We start from the raw sequence: 25,319 nt of genomic DNA, 5'->3' as shown, positions 1-25,319 counted from the left end.
GCAGCGCCAGGTGCGCGCCGCGGCGTCGGGCGGGTCGCGTCCTCAGGCGGTGGGCGCCCTCAGCTGACGCGGGACGCCGCGCGGGCGAGAGTCGGGTCGGCGGCGAGCCGGCCGGCCAGCGCCCAGGTGCGCAGCCGCTCCCGCGAGGAGCGCATCCCGGCGTGAACGACCACCACCTCGGTGGCCCCCGCGTCGAAGTAGCGGCGGATCCCGGCCTCGACCGTCCGCTCGTCCCCGATGAGCGCCAACTCGACCGGGTGCGAGGCCCCTTCAGCGGCCAGCACCCGCTGGTAGGACGGGATCGAGGCGTAGGGGCCCAGGTGCACGGCGGCGGTCTGCCGCACGATGTCGGCGTCGTCCGTCACGACGGCGGGCACCGCGGCGACGATCCGCGGCGCGGGCCGGCCGGCGCTCGCGGCCGCCTCGCGCAGCTCCGGCCCGATGCCGCCCTCCAGTGACCGGGGCCCGGCGAGGTAGGTGACCGTGCCGTCGGCGAGTTCACCGGCGGCCCGCAGCGCCTGGGGTCCCATCGCGGCGACGAGCAGCGGCGCACCACCGCCGCCGGCGACGGAGGTCGACAGCGGCGGCCGCGCGGTGACCGTGCGGCCCGCGAAGCTGGTCCGCTCCCCGTCCAACACCTGGCGCAGCACCGTCAGCGACTCGCGCAGGTGGCGGATCGGCGCCGGGTACGCCGCGCCGTAGGCGGGCTCCAGCAGTCCCCTGACGCCCAGTCCGACGCCGAGGGTGAAGCGCCCGCCGGTGGCGGCCTGAGCCGTCTGCGCGAGGCTCGCGAGCACCAGCGGATGCCGGGGGTAGAGCGGCACCACCGCCGTACCGACCGCGATCCCGGGCACCGCCCGCCCGGCGAGCGCGGCCAGGGTGATCGCGTCGTGGTCGAACAGCTGCGAGAACCAGACCGAGGTCAGCCCGAAGTCGTGGGCCTGCCGGGTCTGGTCGATCAGCTCGTCGACGGCGTTCCGCGCGCCCGCGGTGTCACCGGCCGGCAGCGCGACTCCGATGCTCATGCCGCACCCCCGGCCGGCAGCGACGACGGCGACGGTGGCGGCGGTGGCGGCGGTGGCGGCGGTGGCGCGAACGGCGGCGCGAACGGCGGCGCGAACGGCGGCGCGAACGGCGGCGGCGGCGCGGACGGTGGCGCGGACGCGATCCTGGACGACCTCATGTGACTGCCTCGCTCTCCCTCTCCGGGTCCGGCCCGCACGCCGGCCGGGGGCGGGCCGTCCCACCGCCTCGCCTGCGACGGAGAACGGGCACGGCACCAGCTAGTCAGCGACCCCCGGCACCGGTCAACGCCCGCTCACCGACAGCTGGTCACCGCCCTTTCCCGCCACCGCCGGAGACCGGGCGCGGACCAACCGAAGAGTCAAAACAGCTTGCTGATCCTAGGGGTCCTAGGCATATCCTAGGACCCCTAGGAACCCAGGACTTCCAGCACATGAGGAGGGCGCATGCCGCGAGCCGGACTGACTGCCGAACGGGTGACGATCGCGGGTGCCGAACTGGCGGACGAGGTCGGGCTCGACCAGGTGACCATGTCGCGGGTGGCGCGAGGCCTCGGCGTCAAGGACGCCAGCCTGTACGCGCACGTCCGCGGCCTGGAGGATCTGCGGGGGCGCGTCGCGCTGCTGGCGGCGGACGAGAAGACCGTCCGGATCGCGGAGGCGACCGCCGGGCGGGCGGGCAAGGACGCGCTGGTCGCCTACGCGAACGCCTGGCGGGAGTACGCCCACGAGCACCCCGGCCGGTACGCGGCCACCCAGGCCCCGATCCGGATCGACCCCGAACTGGCCGCGAAGGCCGCAGGGCCGCGGCGCGCGGTCGAGCTGACCTACGGCATGCTGCGCGGCTACGGACTGGCCGAGCCCGACCTGACGGACGCGGTCCGGCTGCTGCGCAGCACGTTCCACGGATTCGTCGTCCTGGAGGCCGTGGGCGGCTTCGCGCACGCGCGCGCCCCGCAGGACTCCTGGGTCCGGGCCCTCGACGCCCTGCACACCCTCCTGACGCACTGGCCCCCCTCCGACGAAGGAGCCTCCCGATGACCACCCCGACCACCCCGACGACCCCGACCACCCCGACGACCACCCCGCCACTCCCGACGCCCCCGGCCACCGGCCGCCTACGCGTCGACGGCGCGACGCTGCACTACGAGGTGCGCGGCCAGGGCCCGCTCCTGCTGCTGATCCCCGGCGGGACGGGCGGCGCGGCCTCCTTCGACGGCATCGCCGACGACCTGGCCGCCGAGCACACCGTCGCGACCTACGACCCGCGCGGCCTGTGCCGCAGCACCCTGGACGACCCCGAGGCCGAGCAGCGCGTGGCCGTGCACGCCGACGACGCCTTCCGCCTGCTGGAGTTGCTCTCGCCGGGTCGGCCCGCGCGGGTCTTCGGCGCCAGCTCCGGCGCGATCGCGGCCCTGCACCTGCTCACCGCCCATCCCGAGCGCCTGGAGCGCGTGGTGGCGCACGAGCCGCCGGTGGTGACCGTCCTGCCGGACGCGGCCGCACACCGCGCGCTCCTCGCACGCGTCCAGGAGGCCTTCCACACGCAGGGGTTGATGCCCGCCATGGCCGCCTTCGCCGCCGGGCTGGCCAAGACGGGCGACACCGCCGGCTCACCCCCCGAACCGGCAACCCAGCCGGCACCCCGGCCGGCACCCGCGCCCCAGCCCGAGATCGCGCTCCCGCCGCAGGCGGCGGCGCGGGCCGAGCAGACGATGGCCGGCCTGCCCTTCTTCGTCGGGCGCATCGTGCCCGCCTTCATGTCCTACACCCCGGACCTCCAGCGGCTGCGCGCGCTCTCGGACCGACTCGTGCTCGCCTGCGGCGCGGAGTCGCGCGGCGAACTGCCCTACCGCCCGGCCGCCTTCCTGGCCGACCGGTTCGGCACCGAACTCCGGCACTTCCCCGGCGGACACACCGGCCTGACCACACACCCGGCCGCGTTCGGCGCGGCCCTGCGCGAGGCCCTGCGCTGAAAGCCCTGCCGGTTCGGCCGGTTCGGCCCTGGACCGGACCCACCGACCAGGCGCCGTCCTCACCTGTGCACCCGGTCAGCGACCGCCCTCGAAATCCCCCACCCGCACGCCACCGACGAAGGCTCGCCACGCACCAGGCCCGAAGACCAGCACGGGGCCATGGGGATCCTTGCTGTCACACACCGGCACGGAGTCGGCGATGCCGTCCGCTACCTCGACGCACTCGTTGTCCGGCCCGCTGAACGTGCTCTTCCGCCACACTGCGGCCGACAGACCACCCCTCGGGGCCCGAGGGCCTTGACCGGAAGTGTGTCAAGGTCCCCCGGGCCCTGCCCGCCGATCAAGGCGGAGAGACATTGGCGCTACGAGCGACCGGTTCTACTCGGTCCGCAGCGCGGTGGCGGTCCGGGAGCGCGCCGCCCAGCCGGCCGGCAGCAGTGCCCCGAGCAGGGCGATCGCGATCCCGCCGGCCAGCAGCGGGAGCAGTATCCCGGCGGTGTAGACGTGGGTCACGCTCGGCGGCAGGTTCCTGCCGATCGCGTTCCCCATCCGGGTCAGCGTCGCCTTCTCCACCGCCATCCCGATCGGGACCCCGATCAGCCCCGCGACCAGGCCGGTGAGGCTCACCGAGGTCAGCACCATCGCGACGGTCTGCTTGGGCGTCATCCCGAGGGCCTTGAAGATCCCCAGGTCGTGGATCCGTTCCCGGGTGTCCTGCACCACGGTGTTCAGCACGCCGAGCGCGGCGACCGCGATCATCATCAGTGTGAGGGTGGCCACCAGGGCGCTCATGGTGAGCACCGTGTAGTTCTCGTACGTGATGTTCGGGGTGGCCGCGGCGTGCAGCGGGCTCAGCGCGGCGGTGGCCGAGGCGGACCAGTCCGGGCCGCTGACGTCGTCGGCCAGCTCGACGTTGAACTGGGTGATGTACGGCGTCAGACCGGCGGCGGTGAACGTGGCCGCGTCGGTCATCACGACCCCGTTGCTGCTGGCATCGAAGTCGATGCCGACGATCCGCAGCGGCAGTCGCTCGTTCTCCTGCGTCACGGTGACGGTGTCGCCGACGTGCATCCCGGCCGTCGAGGCCAGGTGGTCGTTGATCACGGCTTCGCCGGGGTTCTGGTACCAGCCGCCGTGCAGCAGCCCCAGGTTGGTCCAGGACAGGTCGCCGGTGGTGGTGGCCACCATCGTGTAGTCCCCCGTCGGCGCGCCGATCACGGTCGCGCCGCTGTTGCCCCAGCCGAACGCGGCCTTCGTGCCCGGGACCGAAGCGAGCGCGGCGGCCACCCCGGTGGAGTCCAGGTGGGGGTTGGCAGGGCCGCCGCCGGAGGAGTGGAGGCCGGCGGGCGTGCCGGCGGGCACCACGAGCATCGACGCGGCGTTGAAGCCGGTGGTATCCGTGTCCTGGTACTTGGTGAACGCGGTCTCCAGCCCCATCGCGAAGGTGACGCTGACCGCGCCGAACAGCACCGCGGCGCCGACCAGCGCGGCCCGGGCCGGCTTGGCGAACGGCTGGGCCAGTCCCAACGACATCGGCCGGGGCAGCGGCAGCCGGCTTGCCAGGCGCTGCGCGCCTTGGCCGCGCTCGGCGTTCGGGGCGCGGCCGACGACCAGGGTCTGCACCGCCGGCACGCGGCCGGCCCGAAGTGCCGGGACGAGCGCGGTGACACCGACGATGACCGAGGTGCCGATCGGCACTACGAGGCTGACCCACACAGGCAGGCCGGTGCTCGCGGCACCGAGATCCTTGCTCGCTTTGCCCAGGACCGGAACAGCCAGCAGGTTGCCGGCCAGCGTGCCGCCCACCACGCCGATCGTCGCCGGGATCAGGGCCTGTGCGGCGTAGGCGCGGGCCACCTGCCAGGGGGTGAAGCCGAGCGACTTCAGGATCCCGATGCGCCGGATTCCCGAGACCACCGCGCCGCTGACCACGATCGCGATGATCAGCACCGACAGGAACAGGCCGAGGACGCCGAAGACGACCAGGAACGGCACGAAGGACTTCGCGCTGCCGACGGCCTGCTTCTCCACGGCCAGGTAGGACTGTCCGCTCTCGACCGAGCCGGCCGGCGCGGCGGCGGCGATCGCCTGCTTGTCCGTGGTGAGGTCGGCGTCGGTCCCGGACTTGGCGAACCGGTAGAGCATCTGCTCGTCGGTCCTGGCGCCGGCGGCGGTCAGCCGCGCGAAGCCGTCGGCGGTGAGGAAGCCGGTCGCGGTGTTGGTCAGCGAGTTCGCTTGGCCGACGACCTTGAACGAGGGCTTGCCCGGCAGCGAGTCGAACACCACGGAACCGCCTGCGCAGTGACGGTCCCATGAGAACAGGACGATCTCGTTCGCGGTGGTCGGCCACCTGCCCTGGACCAGGGCCAGCTGGTCCAGGCCGGAGGTGCCGGCCAGGTCGGGTCGGGTGGCGGCGACGACCGGCTCGTTGGCGCGACCGGCGAGCGGCATGCCCGGGGCGATGTTCGCGGTGCAGTCCGTGCCGAAGGTCGTGTTCAGGGCGGCGGTGACCGGGTACGGCCCGGACGCCTCGGTGACGCCGGCGGCGTGCGCGGTGGCGGCGGCCTGCGCGGCAGTGGCCTTCGACCCGTCGAACTGGACCGACAGATGCGCGCCGTTCCGGGCCTTGAAGGCGTGGTCGAACGGGGCCTGCACGACAACCAGCAGACCGAGCGAGAGCACCGAGGAGGTGACGGCCGCGAACGTCGTCAGGGCCATGACGAGGGACTGCACACGACGCCGGCCGACGCCGGAGCGCACGACCTTGCCCAGGGCGCTCATCGGCTCACCGCCGGCAGCAGACGGGCCACGGCCCGGAAGGAGACCTCGTACGGGCGCTGGGATGGCAGCGCTGGGGGCCGCGTCATCGGACCGCTCCCGCCGAGCTGTTGGAGGTGGCGCCGCTGACCGTGTTGACCACGTCCCGGGCCACGGCACCGTCCACCAGCTCGATCGTGCGGCGCGCGGTGTTCGCGGCCAGGTGGATGTCGTGGGTCACCAGCAGGATGGTCTGGCCCTCGGCGTTCAGATCCAGCAGCAGCCGGCGCACGTCCTCGGCCGAGCGCGAGTCCAGCGCGCCGGTCGGCTCGTCGGCCAGCAGCAACGCCGGCCGGTTCATCAGGGCCCTGGCCACCGCCACCCGCTGCCGCTGACCGCCGGACAGCCGCTGCGGGTAGGCCTTGGCGTGCCGGTCGATACCCAGCGAGGTGAGCAACGCGGCCGCCCGCCGCTTCACCTCGCCCTTGCCCATCCCGGCCAACTGCGCCGGAACCATCACGTTGTCCAGCACCGTCAGGTCATCGAGCAGGTTGAAGAACTGGAAGATCATGCCGATGGAGGCCCGCCGGTACTTCGCCGAACCGGCCTCGCCGAGTTGATCGACCCGGGTTCCGTTGACGGTCACGGTGCCGCTGGACGGCTTGTCCAGACCCGCGACCAGGTTCAGCAGCGTCGACTTGCCGCTGCCGGAATGGCCGAGGATCGCCACGCACTCACCAGCCGCCACGGACAAGGTCACCCCGGCCAGCGCGGGCGGGCCGTCATCATATTTCTTCGTCGCGTCCTGGAGATCGATCATCGGCTCATTCGTCATGGCCATGAACCTAGGAACGGACCGTGATCCATCGCGTCGGCCGGCGGATGTCACCTCTCCCCAGGCCATCGGCCCGGCGGCGTACCCCACGTACGCCCCCGGGACGACGCGCAGAGCCGACGCCGATCAATACGATCTCCGCATGGAAGAGCTGCTCCAGCGTTTCTCGACGTCGGAACCCGTGACCTGGCTGACGTCGCGGGCCGTGGTGCTGGCCACCGCCGGCTTCTACGCGCTGATGCTCTTCTGGACGATGCCGGTCGGTCAGCTCCGGCGCTACGACGGCCCGTTCCGGTTCCCCGACCTCGAGCCCGACCAGATGATCGGTCTCTGCGTCGTGCTCGCCCTTCCGATCCTGCTGGTGCGCCGTCTGCCCGCGGCGGTCTTCGCGGCGATCCTGGGCGAATCAGCCCTCGGCGACCTCTTCGGCGCGCGGTCCTGGATCGTGTTACTCCTGCTCCTGGCCTTGGGCGGGCACCTCACCGCCCGGCGGCCGAAGGCTGCCGCCGTCGCCTCCATCGCGGCCGTCGCGACCGCCTTCGTCGAGGACACCCAGGTCTACCCCAGGGACTCCGCCGGCTACGCGGCCCAGAGGGCCGGGCAGCTCGCGTTCTTGTTCGCGGTCGCGTGGGTCTTCGGCGGTGTGTACCGCAAACGCCGTGAATACCTCGACGCCCTGCACGAGCAGACCGAGGCCCGCGCCGTCATGGCCGAGCGGCTGCGGATCGCCCGCGAACTGCACGACAGCGTCGCGCACAGCATCGGGATCATCACGGTGCTGTCGGGAGCGGCGGCGCGGGTCGTGGAGACCAAGCCCGAGCAGACGCGGCAGGCTCTGACCGGCATCGAGACCACCAGCCGGGAGACGCTGCTCGGGCTGCAGCGCATGCTCGGAGCGCTACGCCGCGCCGAGCCCGACGACGCCATGCCCAGGGCCGCTCCGCTGGCGCCGGCCGGCAGCCTGGCGGACGTCCCGCGGCTCGCCGAACGCACGGCCGGCGCCGGGGTGCGGGTCCACGTGACCTGGCAGGGCGAGCGGCGTCCGCTGCCGCCGGAGATCGAGCTGTCGGCGTTCCGGATCGTCCAGGAGTCGGTGACGAACGTGGTGCGGCATTCCGGTGCGCGGACGTGCCGGGTCGCGGTCGGTTACGAGCCGACAGGAGTGACGATCGAGGTGGTGGACGACGGGGACGACGGTCTCCGCGGGCCCGGCCGTCCGAGGCTCTCGGCGGCGGCCGGCGGGAGCGGCTTCGGCCTGCTCGGCATGCGCGAGCGGGTGACGTTGCTGTCCGGCCAGTTCAGCGCGGGCCGGCGTCCGGAGGGCGGATTCCGGGTGGCTGCGAGGCTCCCGGTATGAGCGTGCGGGTGCTGCTGGTCGATGACCAGCCGCTGATGCTGGTCGGGCTCGGGATCCTGATCGGCGACACCGCCGACCTGGAGGTGGTCGGCGAGGCCGGCGACGGCCGCGAGGCGGTGCGCCTGGCGCGTGAGCTGCGGCCGGACGTCGTGGTGATGGACATCCGGATGCCGGGCATGGACGGGATCGAGGCGACCCGGCAGGCGACCGCCGAGCCGGACCCGCCCAAGGTGCTGGTGCTGACGACCTTCGACGACGACGAGTACGTCTACGGCGCACTGCGCGCCGGGGCCAGCGGATTCATGCTCAAGAGCATGGCCCTGGACGCGATCCTGGACGCGATCCGCGTGGTGGCGGCCGGCGACGCGTTGATCGCGCCGAGCGTGACCCGACGGCTGATCGCGGACTTCGCCGGAACGTCCGGCCCCGCGGCCCCCGAACCGGACGCCGAGCCCGCCGCGGACTCACGTCTCATCGCGGGGATCACCGACCGGGAGCACGAGGTGCTGGCACTGGTCGGACAGGGACTGTCGAACGCTGAGATAGCCGAGCGGTTGGTGATCAGCGCGGCGACGGCGAAGACACATGTCGCGCGTCTGTTCGCCAAGCTCGAAGCTCGGGACCGCGTCCACCTGGCGATCATCGCCTTCGAGGCCGGACTCGTGCCGCGTAGACGGTAGGGCAGGATGAGAAGAACGAGCGAGACCACGAGTTCGCCGCGTTCCGGATGCGCCAGCACACCCAAGTCACGGACCCCACCTGCGCCTCCTCGGGCGGTCGGCGCGAGGGACAGGTACTCCCCGAAGCCCTGCTCGCTGATCCGCTGCACACGCGTTCGGTCACCACCAGCTCGTCCCGCGCGGACAAGTCCTTGATCGGCACGCCGGAGCCCCGACCTACCGTCAGATCGGGGCTTCCGGCTGGGTCGAGTCTCAGGTACTCGGGAAGCTGCGCGCCTTGACCATCTTGATGAAGCCCAGCCACTCGACCGCCGGGAACGTCAGCGCAGGCCCGTTGGGGTCCTTCGAATCCCGGGTCGCCACCGCGCCCACAGCCGACGCGACCTCGACGCACTGGCCATTGCCGCTGCTGTAGGAACTCGTCCGCCAGTTCAGCGCGAAGGGTTCGTTGCTGTTCACTCTGCTACCTCCTCTCCACTGCTCATCTCTGCCGCCGCTTTCTTGATCAGATTCAGCGAGTCGTCGGGCCCGAGAGCCACCGCGCGGAGATTGTCGAACAGCAGCCCGTACCGCCGGATGTCCGCCTCGGCCTCCAGGAAGAGGTCACCGGCCATGCTGTCGATGTAGATGATCTCCGGATCATCCGCGCCGGAGAAGCTCATCAGGACGAACGAGCCCGGCATTCCGGCGTGCGCCCCGGCTGCGAAGGGGATCACTTGTATCGTGACGTTGGGGACCTCACCAGCGGTAACCAGGTGACGGAGCTGAGTACTCATCACCTCCGGGCCACCGACGATCCGCCGGATCGCGGCCTCGTCCATGATCGCCCACAGCTGGAGCGGGCGATCACCGTCCAAGACGGCCTGACGCTCCATGCGGGCCTGGACCCGCTGCTCGACCTCCCGCGCGCTCGCCATCGGCAGCACGCTCCGGATCACCGCGCGAGCGTAGTCCTCCGTCTGCAACAGCCCTGGAACGAACAGGGATTCGTAGTTGCGCACGTTGCCGGCCTCAGCCTCGAAGCTGATGTAGGCCGTGTACTCCTCGGGAAGTTCGCTGTGGTAGGGGCGCAGCCAGCCCTGCGAGTCCGCCCCCTGGGACAGGGCCACGAGTTCACCGAACTGCGGCTCTTCGACGCCGTACAGCTTGAGCAGGGCGATCAACGTCCGCTGCTGCGGCTTCCCGCGAGCGGTCTCGATCCGGTACAGCGTCGCCGGATTGATCGCCGTTTCCCGGGTCACATCCTCCCTGGTCAGGTCGGCATCCGCGCGAAGCCGCCGCAGTTCGGCCGCCAACCGGCGGAGGCGGACCGTCGGCGGTCGCTGACCTGGCATACTCCCCGACCCCTTCGTCTGCACGGCTGTCACCCGCGATTCTGATCAGCCTGGGCCAAAACAGCAAGCTGCGACAACAAACGCAATCATTGCAAGTAAGTCCCTTGCATCTGACACATAGTCAGGTGCATCCTAAGCATGCCGTAGCCGTCTGTGACGCTTTGGTTACCAGCCGGCTGCCGTGGGCCGGCCGCGTCCTCCTGCGGCCACGTCATTCACGAGCCGTGCAGCAAGGGAGCTTCGCCATGCCCGAATCGCCCGACACACCACCGCTTCCCACCGGCAAGGATCACTGCTGGCTGCCGAACAGCCGGCGCTCCCCGGCGCTCGCGCGGGGACTGCTGCGCTCGTTCCTGCCGCGCGTCCGAGGCGGTGAACGCTTCGCCGAGAACGGCGAGTTGCTCGTGAGCGAGCTGGTCACCAACGCCCTCGTACACGGCACCAGGCCCGGCCGGATGATCCAGCTGGGCCTGGAGGCGGACGAAGACCTGCTGTGGATCTCGGTGGAGGACGCCTGCGACACCCCACCGGCGTTGAGCACCGAGGCCGACGGGGAGTCAGGTCGCGGCTTGCTGCTGGTCGACACGCTGTCCCAGGAGTGGGGCTGGGGCCCGCGCGAGGGCATCGGCAAGCGCGTGTGGTGCGCGTGCGCCCCCGACCCGGCGGTGAAGTAGCCATGGCACCCGAGAACATGATCGGTCCCGTCATGGTGGAGCTGACCGGGGTGACGCCGCCCGCCTGGTTCGCCAGGCTGAGCGACGCGCTCGCCGCCACCTGGGCGGCCATGAGGCTGCTCCCCCTGGACAACGCCAACTACTGCGCGTTCGAGCTGAACCTCGCCAGACCCCGATCCCTGGAGTACATGACCGAGCGCCTGGAGCGCGACAACGCGGTCAGCCTGACGTTCATCCTGCCGGACGGCCCGCACCTGCTCCACCTCCGCCGCGCCCACAAGGAGCTGAGCGGACCACAGGACGCAGACGGCTCCACACCACCGCGCGCCGGCCGGAGGCGGTAGCGGGAGGCTCTACGCACCTCCCACCGGCAGCACCCGAGTCGGGCAAGCCCGGGGAGCCACTGGGCCGCGCTGCGGTCAGCCCCGGAAGCCTGCCCGGGACCGCGACGAGCTCACCACCCCCGGACCCGCCCGACCCCACCACCGGTCAGCGGGGCACCTGCCAGGCAGTCCTCAGCGGCAGCCCCGCCAGCCGGCCGCGCTGCTGGTGGACGTGGCCGAACCAGCCCCAGTCCTGGGCCTGGCGGGCGGCCCGGAGGGCGAGGACCGCGACCAGGGCGGATCAGGTTCACCGGGTTGAGGCGGGCCAGTGTGCGGGTAGCGTGTAGTACCAGCCCGGGCTCCAGGTGGGCGGTGCTTCGAGCAGCTCTTCCAACGGCGTTCCGGTGAGCAGGTGTTCCAGTGCCGATCGGTTGGCCGAGTGGGCGATCACCAGGATTCTGCTGCCGTCCCATTCCGTGGCGAGGTCGTGGAGGAAGGCATCGGTGGCCGTGACGACCTGGCGGTAGCTCTGACCGCAGGGGAATGGATTGTCGATGCGCTGGGCTCGCTGGGCGGCGACGAGGGAGACCGGGCTTCCGTTGTGGTCGCCGTAGTTGCACTCACGCAGTCGGATGTCCTGGTGGATCGGGGGCCGGCCGTCGGGGAACGCGATCTGGGCTGTCTGGACGGCACGGTGCAGGTCGGAGGTGAACACGGCCGCGAAGCCGTTGCCCGGTCGACGCTCGCCCAGTTCACGGGCCTGGCGGCGGCCCAGTTCCGAGAGTCGGCCCGGGAGCCAGCCGGTGGCGATGCCGGCCTCGTTGTCGGTGGTGGTGGCGTGTGTCTCGTAGACGATCTCGACTGCCATCAGGGCTCCCAGATGTTCTCGACAATCGCACCTCGCCAGTGATCAGATCGGGGCGTCACCGGTCAGCGGAGGCACGGCGCACGGACGCAGGACCATGAGCGGGTCTTCCAGGGTCGCCACCATGGCAAAGGGGAACCGGTCGACCTCAAGACAGAGCGAGACGTCATCAGGATGGACTCCTTGACGCACCCCCTCCGCCAGTTCGGCGGCGGCACGCGACTCGGCAGCGCGGCGGACGAACTCAGCAGCATCCGTCCCGACCTCCGTTGCCCTGCGAGCGATGTATTGAGCACACGCCAGATCTTCATCGGCCTGCCCGTCTTCGCCGGTGACCACGAACGTGACACTGGCGCTCTTGCGCGCCCGCAAGAGCCGAGCCGTTGCCTCCGCCACCACGAAGCCGGCGCACAGCACCAGCGGCGCCTCCTTGACCGCGAGGGCGCCGACCGTCCCTGCCGTGGTCTTCTGCACAACGGTCCGTCCGCCAAGGTCGACAGACCGCAGCAGGCCCGGCGAGTTGACCAGGTCGAAGCCGGGCGCGGGCGGACCGTCCTTGATCGCCACCCAATCCGGGTGGCGAGCCTTGAGCGCCAGGGCTTCGTCCAACGACTCAGCAAGAACGATCTCTTCCGCCCCCTGCGCAAAGGCCCAAGCAGCCACGGTGAAAGCACGCATGACGTCGACCACGACCGCCACGGACGGGACTTCGACCAGCTCAGCGATACCAAGGAAACGAGCGTCCATACCGATCATGATCGCGCGTGCCCGACCGAAGGCGCCCGGCGAGTGATCCGCATCACTCGACGGTCTCGGAATGCAAGACCTCCGGCTACCTGCGTCGCGAAAGCAGTCCGCAACGACACTCCTGCTCGATCGCCACCCGGGGGGACCCGCACACGGCCTCTGCGGACACGAGCCGACGTCGCGCGATGTCGTTGTCGCAGGCAGGAGTGGACACCACGGTCATCGCGCTCTGGCTCGGCCACGTAGGCGTCCGCTCCACCGACGCCCACGTCCGTGCCGACTTGACCATCAACGAGAAGGCGCCGGCTCTGACAGCACCGGTCAGCGCCCAGCCGGGCCGCTACCGGCCCACCGACAAGGTCCTCGCCTTCCTCGACTGCCTGTGACCGTGCCGAGGCTTTCCCAAAGGGCTGACTTCGCGCAGGGCGAGCTGTGACTGTCGGGGCGGCCCGGCCGTATCAGCCCGCGCCTGGGAGAAGGTCCAGCGGAGCGCTGCTCACTGGTCCCGGTGGTTGGAGGTGAAGATGGCCAGCACCAGGGAGACCAGCCCCCAGATGGCGAGGACGAGGCAGGCGCCCGGCACCGTCCACGGAAACCTCGCCGTGGTGGACTGCTCGAAGCAGATGCGCCCCCAGGCTTGAAGGATCGTCATGTGCAGGATGCTCACGGTGAGGAGCTTCTGGCTGTCCAGCAGCGAGGGGAGGATGAAGAAGAGCGCGATCGTGACCACGATGGTGAGCACGCTGTGCCGGATGACCGCGGCCAGCCCCATGCCCACGAGTGCGGATACCGGAGCGAGCACCGAGGAGGCGACGAGCATGCGCACGACCCCGGAGTGCCCGAGACCGGCGGAGGCGTGGTCACCGGACAGGATCACCTGGGTCACACAGTACGAGACCAGTACCAGGGCAGCACCGAAAGCGGTCGCGGACGCGGTGACCACCGCCACCTTCGCGGCCATCACCGAACGGCGGGCCGGGACGGCCGTGAAGGTCGTCCGGATCATGCCGCTGGTGTACTCACCGAGGATCGTGATGGCGCCGATGGCGCCGACACCGAGAATCAGCATCGTGGCGGCGCCGGTGGAGAACGAGTCGCCCACGGCCCCGAACATCCGGAAGTACTCCTGATGCGGCGCGTCAAACGTGGTGTAGTTCCGGGAGTCGCCAACAGCGCCGGCCACGGTGGTCGCGAGGACCGCCACGACGGTGGCGGCGAAGGCCCAGGGGGTCGAGCGCAACGACCACAGCTTGATCCACTCGGCGGCGAGCAGGTCAGCGAAGCGGGCTTTGGGCTCCAGGTGCGGCACGTTGGGCACCACTGTCATCGTCTTCGTCGGCGCGGTCACTTGGTCTCTCCTGCGAGGTACTCGACGCTGTCGGCGGTCAGCTCCATGAACGCCTTCTCCAGCGAGCTGGTGTGATTGGTCAACTCGTTGAGCAGGATGCGGTGTTCGAAGGCGATCGCGGCGATCCGGTCCGAGTCGAGCCCGACCACCTTGAGCTGCCCGTTGGGCTCGCGCTGGACCGACGCGCCCTCGGCGGTCAGCAGCGGCGACAGCGCCGCCGGGTCCGGCGTGCGGACCGACACGCTCCGGTCGGTCCCGCGGGCCGCGAAGTCCGCCACGCTCTCCGCCGCGATCAGCTCACCGCGACCCAGGACGATGAGCTGGTGAGCGGTGTGCTCCATCTCGGACATCAGGTGACTGGAGACGAAGACCGTGCGCCCCTCGGCGGCCAGCCGGCCGAACAGGCTGCGCACCCAGTACACGCCCTCCGGGTCAAGGCCGTTGAGCGGCTCGTCGAAGAGCAGCACCGGTGGGTCCCCGAGCAGCGCGGTGGCGATGCCGAGGCGCTGGCGCATGCCAAGGGAGAAACCGCCGATCCGGCGATCCGCCGCGTCCATGATGCCGACCTCGCGCAGCACCTCGTCCACCCGGCCGCGCGGGATCGCGTTGCTGCGGGCCAACGCCCGCAGGTGGGCCCGGGCGGTGCGCCCGCCGTGCACGTCGCCGGCGTCCAGCAGCGCGCCGACATGCCGCAGGCCACGGGGCAGCGAGCGGAACGGGCGGCCGTCGATGGTGACGGACCCGCTGGTGGGCGTGTGCAAGCCGAGGAGCATCCGCAGGGTCGTGCTCTTGCCGGCTCCGTTGGGGCCGAGGAACCCGGTCACCTGACCGGGATTCACCGTGAAGCTCAGGCTGTTGACGGCCGGCTTCTTGCCGTAGCGCTTCGTCAGCTCGTGTACTTCGATCATGCCGCCGATCCTGCCGCCGACGCGCTGTTCATCGCGTCGGACCAGTGGTGACACTTCTGCGGACCCGGCTGTCAGCAATGGTCGTACACCCGTGGTCCGATGCCCGGTCGAGACCGCCTGGCTACCATCACCGGATGTACGCCACGATGACTCTCCCGTTGCTGAAGCGCGTGCCACCGGGTGTCTGGACAGCCCTCACCTGGCTGGTGGTCACCATCTACCCCACCCTGCTCGTCGGGCAGAACGGAGCCGCCGCCTGGTTGAACAGCATCACCATGGGCGGCCACTCGGCGACGAACCGGGACTGGAACATGGTGTCCGCGGCGGCACTGGTGACCCTGGCGGGCAGCGCGCTGCTGACGCGCCGTCCGCTGATCGGCCTCGCCCTGCTGGTGACCGCCTCGGTGGGAGTGACCGACGGCTGGGCGGCCGGGTCACACTTTCCGCCCCTGCAGTTCCTCTCGGCGGACATCGCACTACTCGTGATCACCGCCACCCGCCCCCGGCGAACGGCGCGCATCGCGGCGGCCATCCTGATCAGCGTCCTGGTCGCGCACATCGGCATGGTTCCCCGCAGCGACACCAGCGATGCCCAGGGAGCGGTGCTGCTGGCCGTCATCGCCTGGCTGATCGGTCGCTCGATGCACCAGTCCCGCGAACACGCCGAGCAGCTCAGCGCCCAGGCCGCCGCCCGGGCGGTCACCGCTGAGCGCCTGCGGATCGCCCGAGAGCTGCACGACATGGTGGCGCACACCATCGGCATCATCGCCCTACAGGCCGGCGCGGCCCGCCGGGTCATCGACACTCAACCGGACGGGGCTCGCAACGCGCTGGGCGAGATCGAGACCGCGAGCCGGGAGACTCTGTCCGGACTGCGCCGGATGCTCGGTGCCCTCCGGCAGCCCGAACCGGGTTCGGACGCCGAGCCGGCCCCGATGGCGCCCGGTCCCGGTCTGGCGAACGTCGACGGGCTTGCCGTGACCGCAGCGGCGGCCGGCGTCCAGGTCGACGTCCGGTGGAGCGGCGAGCAGCGGAAGCTTCCCCCGGAGATCGACGTGTCGGCCTTCCGGATCATCCAGGAGGCGGTCACCAACGTGGTGCGGCACGCGGACACCAGAGCGTGCCAGATCTCCATCGACTGCCAGGAGTCGGAGCTGTCCATCGAGATCCTCAACGGCGGCCATCGGCACCCGCACGACAAGACCGCCGGGTCCGGCCTCGGCCTGGTGGGCATGCGGGAGCGGGTCGACCTGCTGCACGGCGAGTTCTCCGCCGAGCCGCTTCCCGAAGGCGGCTTCCGTGTGGCCGCACGTTTTCCCGTCCCGGAGGGGGTCCGATGACGATCCGCGTGGTCCTGGCCGACGACCAGCCGCTGGTGCGCGCCGCCTTGCGGATGGTGATCGCCGACGCGCCCGACCTGGAGGTGGTCGGTGAGGCCGCCAACGGCGCCGAGGCGGTCGAGCTGACCGCCTCCCTGGAGCCCGACGTCGTGGTGATGGACATCCGGATGCCCGGCATGGACGGCATCGAGGCCACCCGGCAGATCACCACCGGCCCCGGGAAGACCCAGATCGTGGTGCTCACCACCTTCGACGACGACGACTATGTTTACGGCGCACTGCGGGCCGGCGCCTCCGGCTTCCTGGTCAAGGACATGGCGCTGGACGAGATCCTGGCCGCGGTACGGGTGGTCGCCGCCGGCGAAAGCCTGATCGCCCCCAGCGTCACCCGCCGGCTGATCAAGGAGTTCGCGCGCCGCCCCTCGTCCGGGGCCGCCGCCAAGCCGCGGCGGACGATCACCGGCATCACCGACCGGGAGCGCGAGGTGCTCATCCTGATCGGCCAAGGACAGTCCAACACCGAACTGGCCGAAAACCTCGTGATCAGTGTCACCACCGCCAAAACCTATGTGACCCGGCTGCTGGCCAAGCTCAACGCCCGCGACCGGGTCCAACTGGTGATCATCGCCTATGAGGCCGGCCTGGTGACCCCGTAGACCCGGCAGGGGTTCACGGGCCGGTGCCCGCGCTCCTCGACCAGCCTCTCGAACGGCACGTCCTGGTGTCCGAACGCTGCCAGGCTCATCGCCCGCCTGGCACCACCCACCCAGGCACCGGACACCCAGGCACCGGACACGCAGGCACCGGACACCTCACAAGCCTGACGCCGGCTGCGCACCGGCGCCCGGGGCCGTCAGCAGAGGCCGTCCTCCATCTGCGCCCGGTCAGCGGCCGGACTCAAAAGGCACCTGCCAGGCAGTCCTCAGCAGCAGCCTCACCAGCCGGCCGCGCTGCTGGTGGACGTGGCCGAACCAGCCCCAGTCCTGGGCCTGGTGGGCGGCCCGGAGGGCGAGGACCGCGACCAGGGCGGACACCGCGATCGCGATGACCGACGCCACCACGGCGGTGGCGGACTCGCGGCGGCCCGCGCCGGTGCGCCGGGATCCGACCAGGGCGGCGATGCCCAGGACCAGACCGAGCAGGCCGAGCAGGCCGCCGATCAGGAAGACCGAGCTGATCAACGCGTTGACGCCCAGCTCCCTGGCCGCGGCGGCCGGGCCGTCGGGCGCCGGGCGCTCCGGTGACCGCGCCGGTGACCGTACCGTGCCTTGGCTGTTCATCAGCCGTCCTCTCCTCGGTTGGGCAGGACACGATCCTGGTGTCCGGACCACGGGAACCGCATCGCGGGAAGGCGGGAGAAGGTGCTCCCTCGATCGGGGGAGGCCACCGGGGAGCTGCCCGGCCATACTGGCGATCATGATCAGGGGAATACGGCCGCTGCTGCGCGGCTCCACGTACTCGGGCGCGCTCTTCGCCTACTGCGCCGCGCCGGCGAGCCTGCCACTGCTGCCGTTCGCCCTGCTACCGGTGCTGGCCTGGCGGTCCGCTCCGGAGGGGGTCCGGGCCGCGCTGGTCCTGCTGGTCTGGGCGGCCCTGATCGGTGTGCTCGGGCTGGCCCGCACCACGCGGCGGGCGCTGGTCGCCTGCGCCCGCCGGTTGCTGAGGGTGCCGCTGCCGGATCCCGCCGCCACGCCGGCCGGTGCCGACCGCTGGCGGACCCCGCTGTGGCTGCTGCTGCACGTGACGCTGGGGTGGACGGGGGGCCTGGCGAGCGGTGTGCTGATCGTGGCGGGCCTGACCCTGCCGGGGAACTGGCTGCACGGCGAGGGGCGGATGGCCCTCTTCGGCTGGTCGGCGCGGGTGACGGGCGGCTGGGGCAGCTGGGTGGCGGCGGTCGGCTGCCTGCTGCTGGCGGCGGCCGTGTGCGCCGTGGTGGCGGGCGTACTGCGGTGGTCGGCGCCCAGGCTGCTGGGCCCCTCGTCGGCCGAGCGGCTCGCGCTGGCGGCGGAGCGGGAGCTGCGGCTGGCCGAACGCAACCGGCTGGCGCACGAGTTGCACGACTCGATCGGGCACACGCTGACGGCCACCACGATCCAGGCGGCGGTGGCGGGCGAGGTGCTGGCCGCCGACCCGGCGGCGGCGCGGGCCGCGCTGCGCAGCATCGAGGAGTCGACCCGCGCGGCGCTGGCGGACCTGGACTACGTGCTGGGCGTGTTGCGCGAGGAGCAGGCGGGCAGGGCGCCGACGCGGACCCTGGCCGATCTGCCCGAGTTGCTGGAGCGGCTGCGGCACGCGGGGGCGGTGGTGGAGCCGGAGCTGTCCGGCGAGTTGGCGCTGGTGCGGGGCACGCTCTCGCGGGCGGCGTACCGGATCCTTCAGGAGGGGCTGACGAACGCGCTGCGGCACGGCGCGGGCGGTCCGATCGAGGTGCGGGTGGCGGCCGCTCCGGACGGGCTGGAGCTGAGCGTGGTCAACCGCACCGCGTCGGGAGCCGATGCGGGCTCGGGCGGAACCACGGGCTCGGGCCGGGGAGCCTTCCCGACGTCGGGGCACGGCCTGGCCGGACTGGCCGAGCGGGTGCGGCTGCTGCACGGTGAGATCGAGGCCGGCCCGGCCGGGGCGGGGCTCTGGCGGCTGGCGGTCCGGCTGCCGGTGCGGGTGTCGGCGTGACGGGCCCCGAGCCGGGTGCCGATCCGGGTGCCGCCCCCGTCACCTCCGTCGCTCCCGTCACTCCCCTCACCCTGCTGATCGCGGACGACGACGAGGTGACCCGCAGCGGTCTGCGCACGCTGCTCGCCGCGCAGCCGGGGATCTCCGTGGTCGGGGAGGCCGGTGACGGTGTCGAGGCGGTCGAACGGGTGCGGCTGCTGGCGCCGGACGTGGTCCTGATGGATGTGCGGATGCCGCGACTCAACGGGATCGAGGCCACCCGGCGGTTGCTGACCGCTCCCGCCGAGGCGGCGGGGTCGGCCGCGGCGCCGAAGGTCGTGGTGATCACCACCTTCGAGAACGACGACTACGTCACCGCCGCACTCAGCGCGGGGGCCAGCGGGTTCGTGCTCAAGCGGCTGCCGGTCCGCCAGATCGCCGAGGCGGTGCGGGTGGTGGCGGCGGGAGAGGCGATCCTCTTCCCGGCGGCCCTGCGCCGGATGGTCACCGCCCGCCCGCCCGGTTCGGCCCAGGCGCTGCCCAGGGCGGCGCTGACCGGGCGCGAGGAGCAGGTGCTGCGGTCGATGGCCACCGGCCTGTCCAACCCGGAGATCGCGCAGGCCCTCACGGTGAGCCTGGAGACGGTGAAGACCCACGTCGGCAACGTGCTGACCAAGCTCGGCGCGCAGAACCGGACCCACGCCGTGGTGATCGCCTACGAATCCGGCCTGGTGGTACCGGGATTCGCCACCTGACGTGCCCGGCCCCGTGCCCGGCCCGGTGCCCGACGGGCGGGCGCCCCGGGCCCCGGCGGCGGCCCGACCAGGCCTCACACAGCATCAGCGGACCCCCTTTACACCGTCGAGGGGCTGCTGATGTTTAAATCGACTCCTGTGTCCACGCAGGTCGACGGGTCGGGGGTGACGGTGGGAGCGCTGGATCTCGCACGGGGGATCGAGGCGGTGTACGGCGGCCGGGGCGACAGCCGGGGCCTGACCGGCCTGTTGCGGAGCGCGACCGTGCTCTGCCCGCTGGTCGACGACGAGCCGCTGGTGGCGGAGTCGGGCTCGATCAGGTGGATCTACGCGTTCACCGACGAGGCCGCGCTGGCCCGCTTCGCCGTGGCGCGCGGTGCCGGTGACCGTCCGTGGGACTTCGCCCGGGTCGAGGGCCACCGGCTGCTGGACGTCGCGGTGCCCGCGCTCGGCGGCCCCGGCGGGGTGGCCGTGAACGTGGGCTCCCCGGCCCCGATGCCGTTCCCCGCCATGGGCACGCTGGGCACGCTCTCCTCCCGCGCGGCGGTGGCGCGATGACCAGCAACGCGCAGAGCGGCGGCGGCGTTTCGGGGGACGGCTACACGGTCCTGCCGAGCGCGCTGGACAGCGCGGCCAAGGGCATCAACGACGCCATCGCCGAGTTGAAGACGCTCGGCTTCGACGGCGAGGCGACGGAGGGCCGCGGCTTCGGCAACATGTCCATGGAGACCTGGCAGTTCGGGCACGACAAGGCGCACGCCGCCTTCTCGGGCTTCCTGGACCGCTGGGGCTGGGGCGTGCGCACGCTGGTGCAGGACGGCAACCAGATCTCGGTGCGCCTGGGCCTGAGCGCCGGCCTCTACTACCAGCAGGAGCAGTACATGCAGGGCGTGCTGAAGGACGCGGTCAACGCCGGCATGGGCAACCCGCACCTGACCGACGACCAGGTCGAGGCGCAGTCCTGGGGGCAGACCTGGGCCGACAACCCGATCAACGACGACATCAACCACCCGGACAACGCCCAGGACGTCGCCAAGGCCAACGCGGACATCAAGAAGACCTGGTCGGCCGAGGGCAAGGACTTCGTGCAGACCGAGAAGTCGCGCGGCGGCCTGGACCTGCTCGCGGGGCTGATATGAGCACGGGGGCGGACGCATGAGCGGCATGCCGCCCGGGATGGGCTACGCGTTCGCGGTGCCCGAGATGGATCTCGGCCAGACCGACGACCCGGCGGAGCTGCTGCACGGCGACCCCGACGAGCTGCACAAGAACGCCCTGCACCTGCGCAAGTTCCAGATCGCCTTCGAGGAGACCCACTCGGGCCTCGCCGCCCTGGACACCGCGCACTGGCAGGGCAAGGCCGGCGAGGCGTTCCGGGCCAAGTACCTGGAGCACCCGCAGAAGTGGGCGGACGCCGCCACCGCGTGCGGTGACGCCGCGATCGCGATGGAGGACTTCGCGCACGTCGTGGCCTGGGCCCAGGACCAGGCCAAGCAGGCGCACGACACCTACCAGCGCGCCCAGAACACCTCCAAGACCGCCAAATCGCAGTACGACCAGTCGGTCAAGGACTACAACCAGGGCGTCGACAGCTACAACAAGGCCGTCGCCGCCGGGCAGTTCCCGGACCGCAAGCCGACCGACCCGGGCGCGTTCCAGGACCCGGGCGCCGGCGACCGCGCCGCCGCCCAGGAGCAGCTGACCGAGGCCCGCCGCCAGCGCGACGCGGCGGGCGTGAAGGTCGCCGCCGTGCTCGACCACGCCACCGGTCTGGCGCCGAAGAAGCCGGGCTTCTGGCAGCAGATGAAGGACGACCTGCACGACGTCGTCGAGGACGCGCCGAACGAGGTCGTCCACCTGGCGGGCGGCGTGGTCAAGGGCGTGGGCGACATGCTGAAGTTCGGCCGCTCGCTCAACCCGCAGGATCCGTACAACATCGCGCACCCCGCGCAGTACGTCGACGGGGTGTCGACCACGCTGGCCGGCCTGGTGAACGCCGGTCAGCACCCGACCAAGCTGATCCAGGGCCTGGTCGGCTCGGGCTGGGGCTCGGATCCCACCCAGGCCTTCGGCAAGCTGCTGCCCAACCTGGTGCTCACCGCCGCCACCGACGGCGCGGGCGCGGCCGAGGGGGTCACCACCGACGTCGCCGAGGCGGGCGCCAAGGACGTGGCCACCACCACCGCCGAGACCGGCGCGGAGAAGGCCGGGACCAGCGCCGCCCAGGACGCCGGCGAGTTCCCGGCCGACTTCGGCGCACCGCTCTCCGCCTCCCCCGCCGGCGGCGCCCCGGTGCTCGACACCGCGGCCATGGACAGCGCCCAGACCTCGCTCGACAGCCTTGAGAAGGGCATGGACGAGCTCGACCCGGACCTGTCCAACGTCACCACCACTCCGACCGACCCGCTCAAGGTCGCCGTCGACCCCAACGTGGACCTCTCCAAGATCCCGGGCAACCCGCTCTGGCGCACCAGCACCGAGCCGCTCTACCGCTGGGACGGCCGCACGCCGGACCAGATCATCGCCGACGAGGGCTTCAAGCCCTTGCAGTCCGAGAACACCGACCTGCCCCGCTACGTCAGCCACAACGAGCCCTCCGCGTTCGTGGGCACCAGCCGCGACCCGGCCTACACGCGCAACAAGCCTTACCGGTACGAGATCGACGCTCCCGGCGGCATCGACGTAAACGCCACGATTCCCGACAACACCTTCGCCGCGGAGTCGGAGATCGTCATGCCGGGCGGCGTCAAACTTGAGAACATCAAGGGCTGGCAGCCGTGGGACGACGCCCGGAAGAAGTTCGGCCCGTTCGAGCCCAACCCCTACTACAAACCGAGCGCGGGAACCGGGGCCGGCCTGCCGCCACCCACCCCGTGAACCGTAGGATCGCCCGGTAGACGAACGAGATGGAGCCCCGAGAATGAGCGCGCAGCCCGAGCAGCCGCCGGCGCCGCAGCCCGAGCAGCGCCCCGAGCCACCGCTCAGCGAGGCCATGCGCGCCGCCGCCAGGAGCCGTCCCGGCAGCTGGCTCTACGCGACCGACCCGGCGTTCGGGCCGGACGAGCAGGTGCCGCCGTTCGGGATCATCGGCGGCTGGCAGGTGGACGCGCACGGGGAGATCGCCGGGTTCTGGCACAACCCGAAGTACCGGCCCTCCCCCCAGTCGCTCGGCCTGCCCGTGCCGCGCAGCGCGGCGGAGGCCGCACTGCAGCTGGCGGCCACCGGCTACGGCGACTCGGCGCAGCTGCTCGCCGCGCTGGCCCAGGCACCGCTGCTGCTGCTCGCCCGCCCCGAGGACACCAGCCTGTACGTCGAGAACGGTGTGGTCGACGCCTGCACCTCGCGCGAGCTGGTCCCCACGACCTGGCCGGGCTGGCGCGAAGTGACGGGCCGTCAGCTCGCCTCGGCGCTACCGGCGGGCGGCGTCCGGCTCAACCCGGGCAGCAGTGTCTGCGTCACCATCCCGCTGGCCGACCTCGCCGAGGCCCCCGAGGCCCCCGAGGCCACCGAGGCCACCGGATGACCGAGCATGCCGCGCAGTCCAGCGCCGCGCACAGCACCGCCGCACGGACCACCGACGCGACCACCGACGCGACCACCGACGGCGTGCGGCTGCCGCCCCTGCCGGCCGGTCGGCGGCCGGCCGGCTCGGCCCTGCTGCGCTGGCTGGACGACCCGCAGGCCCCGCGCCTGTGCCTGGTCACCGGCGCCTCGGGCAGCGGCCGCAGCCACCTGCTGCGCTGGCTCGCCACCGCCCGCCCGCCCACCACGGCGACGACGACGACCGGCATACCGCCCGCCCGGCCGACCCGGCAGCTGCACGTCCTGCTGGACGCCGCCGGGCTGAGCCCGCGCGGCGCCACCTGGCAGCTCGGCCGCGCCTTCGCCCGGGCCACCCGCACGCCCGCCGCGCTGCTGGCCGCGCTGGCCCGCCTGCCCGAGCCGCCGGTCATCGCCGTCACCGACCTGCAGCGCGCCGCCGACCCGGCGGGCATCACGCGCGAGTTGCTCGGGCCGCTGCTGACGCTGCCCGGTCTGCGACTGCTGGTGGAGGGCGCGCCGGTGCCCGGCGTCCCCGAGCCGGCCGTGCTCGACCTGGACGATCCCCGGTGGACCGACCCGCAGCGCTTCGCCGCCTGGTGCGCCACGCTCGGCGCCCGGCCGGAGAACGTCTACCCGAGCCCCGGCCTGGCCCTGCTCGCCGCCCGCACCGCCAAGCCCTCGGCGGCGAGCGCCCCGGGCGCCGACACCTGCCAGGCCTGGTGGGCCGCCGTACCCGAGGAGCTGCGCCCGGCCCTGCGCGCGCTGGCCGCCGCCGACCTCCCGCTGACGGAGCGCCAGTGGGCCGCCCTGCCCAGGACCGGCGGCGAGCAGGCGGTGCGGCGCGCCGCCGCGCTGCTCCCGGCCGAGCCCGGTGGCACCGCCTGGCGGCTGCGCCCCGACCGGCTGGCCACCCTGGTCGCCGCCTCCGGCCCGGCGCCCTCGGCCGCCGAGTTGGCCGCGGCGCTGGGCCGCAGACTCCCGCGGACGCCCGACGGCACCGCGGACCTCACCACCGCCGATCCCGAAGTCGTCGCGCTGCTGGCCGAGTTCACCCTGCGTGCCGGCTCCTCCGCCGATCTGCTGGGCAACGCCCAGCTGCTGATCCGCGCGACCCCCGCGACGATCGGCCGGGTCCTCGACCAGGCCCCGGCCGAGGTGCTGGCGACGCTGACCGGCCGGGCCTGGAACCTGGCGGGCCCGGCGGTCGCCGCCGTCCCCGATCCGGGCTCCCGCTCGGCCGTGCTCCGGCTGCACCTGCTCGCCCAGCAGCCCACGGCCTGGGACGGCCTGCCCTGGCAGGTCGACTGGACCCGCTGGACCCCGGTGCTCGCCCTGACGCTCGGCCAGGGCCCGTACGAGGACCGTCTGCTGGTCCTCACTCCGGACGGCCGGCTGCGCGAACTCAACCCGGAGGACGGCCGGCAGACGGACCAGCCGCGCTCGCTGCCCGAGGCGACAGGACCCGAGACGCCGGGACCCGAGGCGCCGGGACCCGCGGCGGCACCGGACTGCCTGGCCTGCACCAGGAGCGGCGACCTGCTGCTGCTCGGCCCCGCGGGTGCCTTCCAGCTCGTCCCCCCGCCGACCGCCGTCCCCAACCGCCACGCCGCCGTGGTCGCCTCGTCCATCGCCAGGGCCCTCGGTACCGGCCTCACCGCCCTCGCCCCGCCCCACGGCATGCGGACCCCGGGCCTCGCGGCCGGCGACACCACCGGCCACCTCCACTGGTTCCGCACCGACGACTCCGACCTGCGCTCGCCCGAGCCGCTGCACCAGGGCCCGGTCAGCGCGGTGGCCGCCACGGACGTGGCGGCCACCAACGAGCTGCTCCTGGCCAGTGGCGGCCTCGACGGCCAGGTCAGGGTCTGGGCGGTGGGCCGCCCCCCGCTGACCACCCCCGCCGACGCCCGGCCCACCCCGGTCACCGCCCTCGCCCTGGCCGACAGCCCGAGCGGCCCGCTGCTCGTCACCGCCTGGGCCGACGGCTTCGTCCGGATCCGCCGGCTGACCGAGACGGACCCCGCCTGCGACCTGCTGCTGGGCTCGGCCGTGCACTCCGCCGCCGTGGACGCGCTCGGCCGCATCTTCCTGGCCACCCCGGACGGCATCCTCTCCCTGCGGCTGACCGACTGACCGGCTGACCCGAGCCGACCCGAGCTGACCGAGCTGACCGAGCCGACCCGGGCCGCCCGGGTCACGCGAGCCG

27 protein-coding genes are annotated in these 25,319 nt (G+C 72.4%); 16 read left to right on the top strand and 11 right to left on the bottom strand.

The features are described 5' to 3' along the window. Nucleotides 1-59 precede the first annotated feature (59 nt). A complete protein-coding gene (locus tag OG455_RS33915) occupies nucleotides 60-1,025 on the bottom strand; it encodes a TIGR03564 family F420-dependent LLM class oxidoreductase (RefSeq protein ID WP_266300118.1) in 966 nt (321 codons plus the stop codon). 444 nt (nucleotides 1,026-1,469) lie between these two features. Here OG455_RS33915 and OG455_RS33910 point away from each other — a divergent pair, with 444 nt between their 5' ends. Continuing rightward, on the top strand, nucleotides 1,470-2,063 hold the full coding sequence (locus OG455_RS33910) for a TetR/AcrR family transcriptional regulator (protein ID WP_266300117.1): 594 nt from the start codon (nucleotides 1,470-1,472) through the stop codon (nucleotides 2,061-2,063). Next, complete coding sequence (locus tag OG455_RS33905) at nucleotides 2,060-2,998, top strand: alpha/beta fold hydrolase (RefSeq protein WP_266300116.1); 939 nt, start codon at nucleotides 2,060-2,062, stop codon at nucleotides 2,996-2,998. Before OG455_RS33910 ends, OG455_RS33905 begins: the two co-directional genes overlap by 4 nt. 75 nt (nucleotides 2,999-3,073) lie before the next feature. Here OG455_RS33905 and OG455_RS33900 read toward each other — a convergent pair whose 3' ends face one another. The 3 genes from OG455_RS33900 to OG455_RS33890 form a co-directional block, all read right to left on the bottom strand. Next, nucleotides 3,074-3,259 carry a DUF397 domain-containing protein gene (locus OG455_RS33900; protein WP_323185618.1) on the bottom strand — a complete coding sequence of 62 codons (186 nt, stop codon included), beginning with the start codon at nucleotides 3,257-3,259 and terminating at the stop codon, nucleotides 3,074-3,076. Between the two features lie 117 nt (nucleotides 3,260-3,376). Beyond that, nucleotides 3,377-5,716, bottom strand: coding sequence for an ABC transporter permease (locus OG455_RS33895; RefSeq protein WP_266300115.1), 2,340 nt, complete (start codon nucleotides 5,714-5,716; stop codon nucleotides 3,377-3,379). A 145-nt stretch (nucleotides 5,717-5,861) separates the two neighbouring features. Continuing rightward, on the bottom strand, nucleotides 5,862-6,590 hold the full coding sequence (locus OG455_RS33890) for an ABC transporter ATP-binding protein (RefSeq protein ID WP_266300114.1): 729 nt from the start codon (nucleotides 6,588-6,590) through the stop codon (nucleotides 5,862-5,864). Between the two features lie 142 nt (nucleotides 6,591-6,732). On the opposite strand from OG455_RS33890, the gene OG455_RS33885 reads away from it, so the two are divergent. Both OG455_RS33885 and OG455_RS33880 read left to right on the top strand, forming a co-directional pair. Then, nucleotides 6,733-7,947: a sensor histidine kinase gene (locus OG455_RS33885; RefSeq protein WP_266300113.1), complete on the top strand. Its 1,215-nt coding sequence runs from the start codon at nucleotides 6,733-6,735 to the stop codon at nucleotides 7,945-7,947. After that, nucleotides 7,944-8,627 carry a response regulator transcription factor gene (locus OG455_RS33880; protein ID WP_266300112.1) on the top strand — a complete coding sequence of 228 codons (684 nt, stop codon included), beginning with the start codon at nucleotides 7,944-7,946 and terminating at the stop codon, nucleotides 8,625-8,627. The genes OG455_RS33885 and OG455_RS33880 overlap by 4 nt, the downstream gene beginning before the upstream one ends. 252 nt (nucleotides 8,628-8,879) lie before the next feature. Here OG455_RS33880 and OG455_RS33875 read toward each other — a convergent pair whose 3' ends face one another. Both OG455_RS33875 and OG455_RS33870 read right to left on the bottom strand, forming a co-directional pair. Continuing rightward, nucleotides 8,880-9,086 carry a DUF397 domain-containing protein gene (locus tag OG455_RS33875; protein ID WP_266300111.1) on the bottom strand — a complete coding sequence of 69 codons (207 nt, stop codon included), beginning with the start codon at nucleotides 9,084-9,086 and terminating at the stop codon, nucleotides 8,880-8,882. Continuing rightward, nucleotides 9,083-9,922, bottom strand: coding sequence for a helix-turn-helix transcriptional regulator (locus OG455_RS33870; protein ID WP_266300110.1), 840 nt, complete (start codon nucleotides 9,920-9,922; stop codon nucleotides 9,083-9,085). Before OG455_RS33870 ends, OG455_RS33875 begins: the two co-directional genes overlap by 4 nt. Before the next feature lie 284 nt (nucleotides 9,923-10,206). Between OG455_RS33870 and OG455_RS33865 the strand changes: the two genes are divergently transcribed. After that, entirely contained in the window at nucleotides 10,207-10,635 is a 429-nt protein-coding gene (locus tag OG455_RS33865; protein WP_266300109.1) for an ATP-binding protein, read from the top strand. A 2-nt stretch (nucleotides 10,636-10,637) separates the two neighbouring features. Further along, entirely contained in the window at nucleotides 10,638-10,979 is a 342-nt protein-coding gene (locus tag OG455_RS33860; protein ID WP_266300108.1) for a hypothetical protein, read from the top strand. 286 nt (nucleotides 10,980-11,265) lie between these two features. Here OG455_RS33860 and OG455_RS33855 read toward each other — a convergent pair whose 3' ends face one another. Continuing rightward, entirely contained in the window at nucleotides 11,266-11,826 is a 561-nt protein-coding gene (locus OG455_RS33855) for a histidine phosphatase family protein (protein ID WP_266300107.1), read from the bottom strand. 42 nt (nucleotides 11,827-11,868) lie between these two features. Then, entirely contained in the window at nucleotides 11,869-12,570 is a 702-nt protein-coding gene (locus tag OG455_RS33850) for a 2-phosphosulfolactate phosphatase (RefSeq protein ID WP_323185617.1), read from the bottom strand. A 185-nt stretch (nucleotides 12,571-12,755) separates the two neighbouring features. On the opposite strand from OG455_RS33850, the gene OG455_RS33845 reads away from it, so the two are divergent. Beyond that, nucleotides 12,756-12,956 (top strand): hypothetical protein, encoded by a 201-nt coding sequence (locus OG455_RS33845; protein ID WP_266300105.1) that lies wholly within the window; start codon nucleotides 12,756-12,758, stop codon nucleotides 12,954-12,956. Nucleotides 12,957-13,066: 110 nt separating this feature from the next. On the opposite strand, the gene OG455_RS33840 is transcribed toward OG455_RS33845, so the two are convergent. Next, on the bottom strand, nucleotides 13,067-13,918 hold the full coding sequence (locus tag OG455_RS33840) for an ABC transporter permease (RefSeq protein WP_266300104.1): 852 nt from the start codon (nucleotides 13,916-13,918) through the stop codon (nucleotides 13,067-13,069). Further along, entirely contained in the window at nucleotides 13,915-14,826 is a 912-nt protein-coding gene (locus OG455_RS33835) for an ABC transporter ATP-binding protein (RefSeq protein WP_266300103.1), read from the bottom strand. Before OG455_RS33835 ends, OG455_RS33840 begins: the two co-directional genes overlap by 4 nt. A 134-nt stretch (nucleotides 14,827-14,960) precedes the next feature. Between OG455_RS33835 and OG455_RS33830 the strand changes: the two genes are divergently transcribed. Both OG455_RS33830 and OG455_RS33825 read left to right on the top strand, forming a co-directional pair. Beyond that, on the top strand, nucleotides 14,961-16,166 hold the full coding sequence (locus OG455_RS33830; protein ID WP_266300102.1) for a sensor histidine kinase: 1,206 nt from the start codon (nucleotides 14,961-14,963) through the stop codon (nucleotides 16,164-16,166). Further along, nucleotides 16,163-16,822: a response regulator transcription factor gene (locus OG455_RS33825; RefSeq protein ID WP_266300101.1), complete on the top strand. Its 660-nt coding sequence runs from the start codon at nucleotides 16,163-16,165 to the stop codon at nucleotides 16,820-16,822. Before OG455_RS33830 ends, OG455_RS33825 begins: the two co-directional genes overlap by 4 nt. A 228-nt stretch (nucleotides 16,823-17,050) precedes the next feature. Here OG455_RS33825 and OG455_RS33820 read toward each other — a convergent pair whose 3' ends face one another. After that, the gene (locus tag OG455_RS33820) at nucleotides 17,051-17,446 is read right to left on the bottom strand and encodes a hypothetical protein (protein WP_266300100.1); all 396 of its coding nucleotides are present in this window, start codon (nucleotides 17,444-17,446) and stop codon (nucleotides 17,051-17,053) included. Between the two features lie 136 nt (nucleotides 17,447-17,582). Here OG455_RS33820 and OG455_RS33815 point away from each other — a divergent pair, with 136 nt between their 5' ends. From OG455_RS33815 to OG455_RS33785, 7 genes are all read left to right on the top strand, one after another. Beyond that, nucleotides 17,583-18,836, top strand: coding sequence for a sensor histidine kinase (locus OG455_RS33815; protein WP_266300099.1), 1,254 nt, complete (start codon nucleotides 17,583-17,585; stop codon nucleotides 18,834-18,836). Between the two features lie 71 nt (nucleotides 18,837-18,907). Then, nucleotides 18,908-19,570: a response regulator transcription factor gene (locus OG455_RS33810; protein WP_266301054.1), complete on the top strand. Its 663-nt coding sequence runs from the start codon at nucleotides 18,908-18,910 to the stop codon at nucleotides 19,568-19,570. A gap of 138 nt (nucleotides 19,571-19,708) precedes the next feature. Beyond that, entirely contained in the window at nucleotides 19,709-20,128 is a 420-nt protein-coding gene (locus OG455_RS33805) for an SseB family protein (RefSeq protein WP_266300098.1), read from the top strand. Next, the gene (locus OG455_RS33800; RefSeq protein WP_266300097.1) at nucleotides 20,125-20,709 is read left to right on the top strand and encodes a hypothetical protein; all 585 of its coding nucleotides are present in this window, start codon (nucleotides 20,125-20,127) and stop codon (nucleotides 20,707-20,709) included. Before OG455_RS33805 ends, OG455_RS33800 begins: the two co-directional genes overlap by 4 nt. A gap of 16 nt (nucleotides 20,710-20,725) precedes the next feature. Next, the gene (locus OG455_RS33795) at nucleotides 20,726-22,447 is read left to right on the top strand and encodes a putative T7SS-secreted protein (protein WP_266300096.1); all 1,722 of its coding nucleotides are present in this window, start codon (nucleotides 20,726-20,728) and stop codon (nucleotides 22,445-22,447) included. 43 nt (nucleotides 22,448-22,490) lie between these two features. Next, on the top strand, nucleotides 22,491-23,093 hold the full coding sequence (locus OG455_RS33790; RefSeq protein ID WP_266300095.1) for a type VII secretion system-associated protein: 603 nt from the start codon (nucleotides 22,491-22,493) through the stop codon (nucleotides 23,091-23,093). Continuing rightward, the gene (locus OG455_RS33785) at nucleotides 23,090-25,246 is read left to right on the top strand and encodes a hypothetical protein (protein ID WP_266300094.1); all 2,157 of its coding nucleotides are present in this window, start codon (nucleotides 23,090-23,092) and stop codon (nucleotides 25,244-25,246) included. The genes OG455_RS33790 and OG455_RS33785 overlap by 4 nt, the downstream gene beginning before the upstream one ends. Nucleotides 25,247-25,319: the final 73 nt, after the last annotated feature.

This window comes from Kitasatospora sp. NBC_01287 (assembly GCF_026340565.1).
GTDB lineage: Bacteria > Actinomycetota > Actinomycetes > Streptomycetales > Streptomycetaceae > Kitasatospora.
This window is presented reverse-complemented; position numbering and strand designations above follow the sequence as displayed.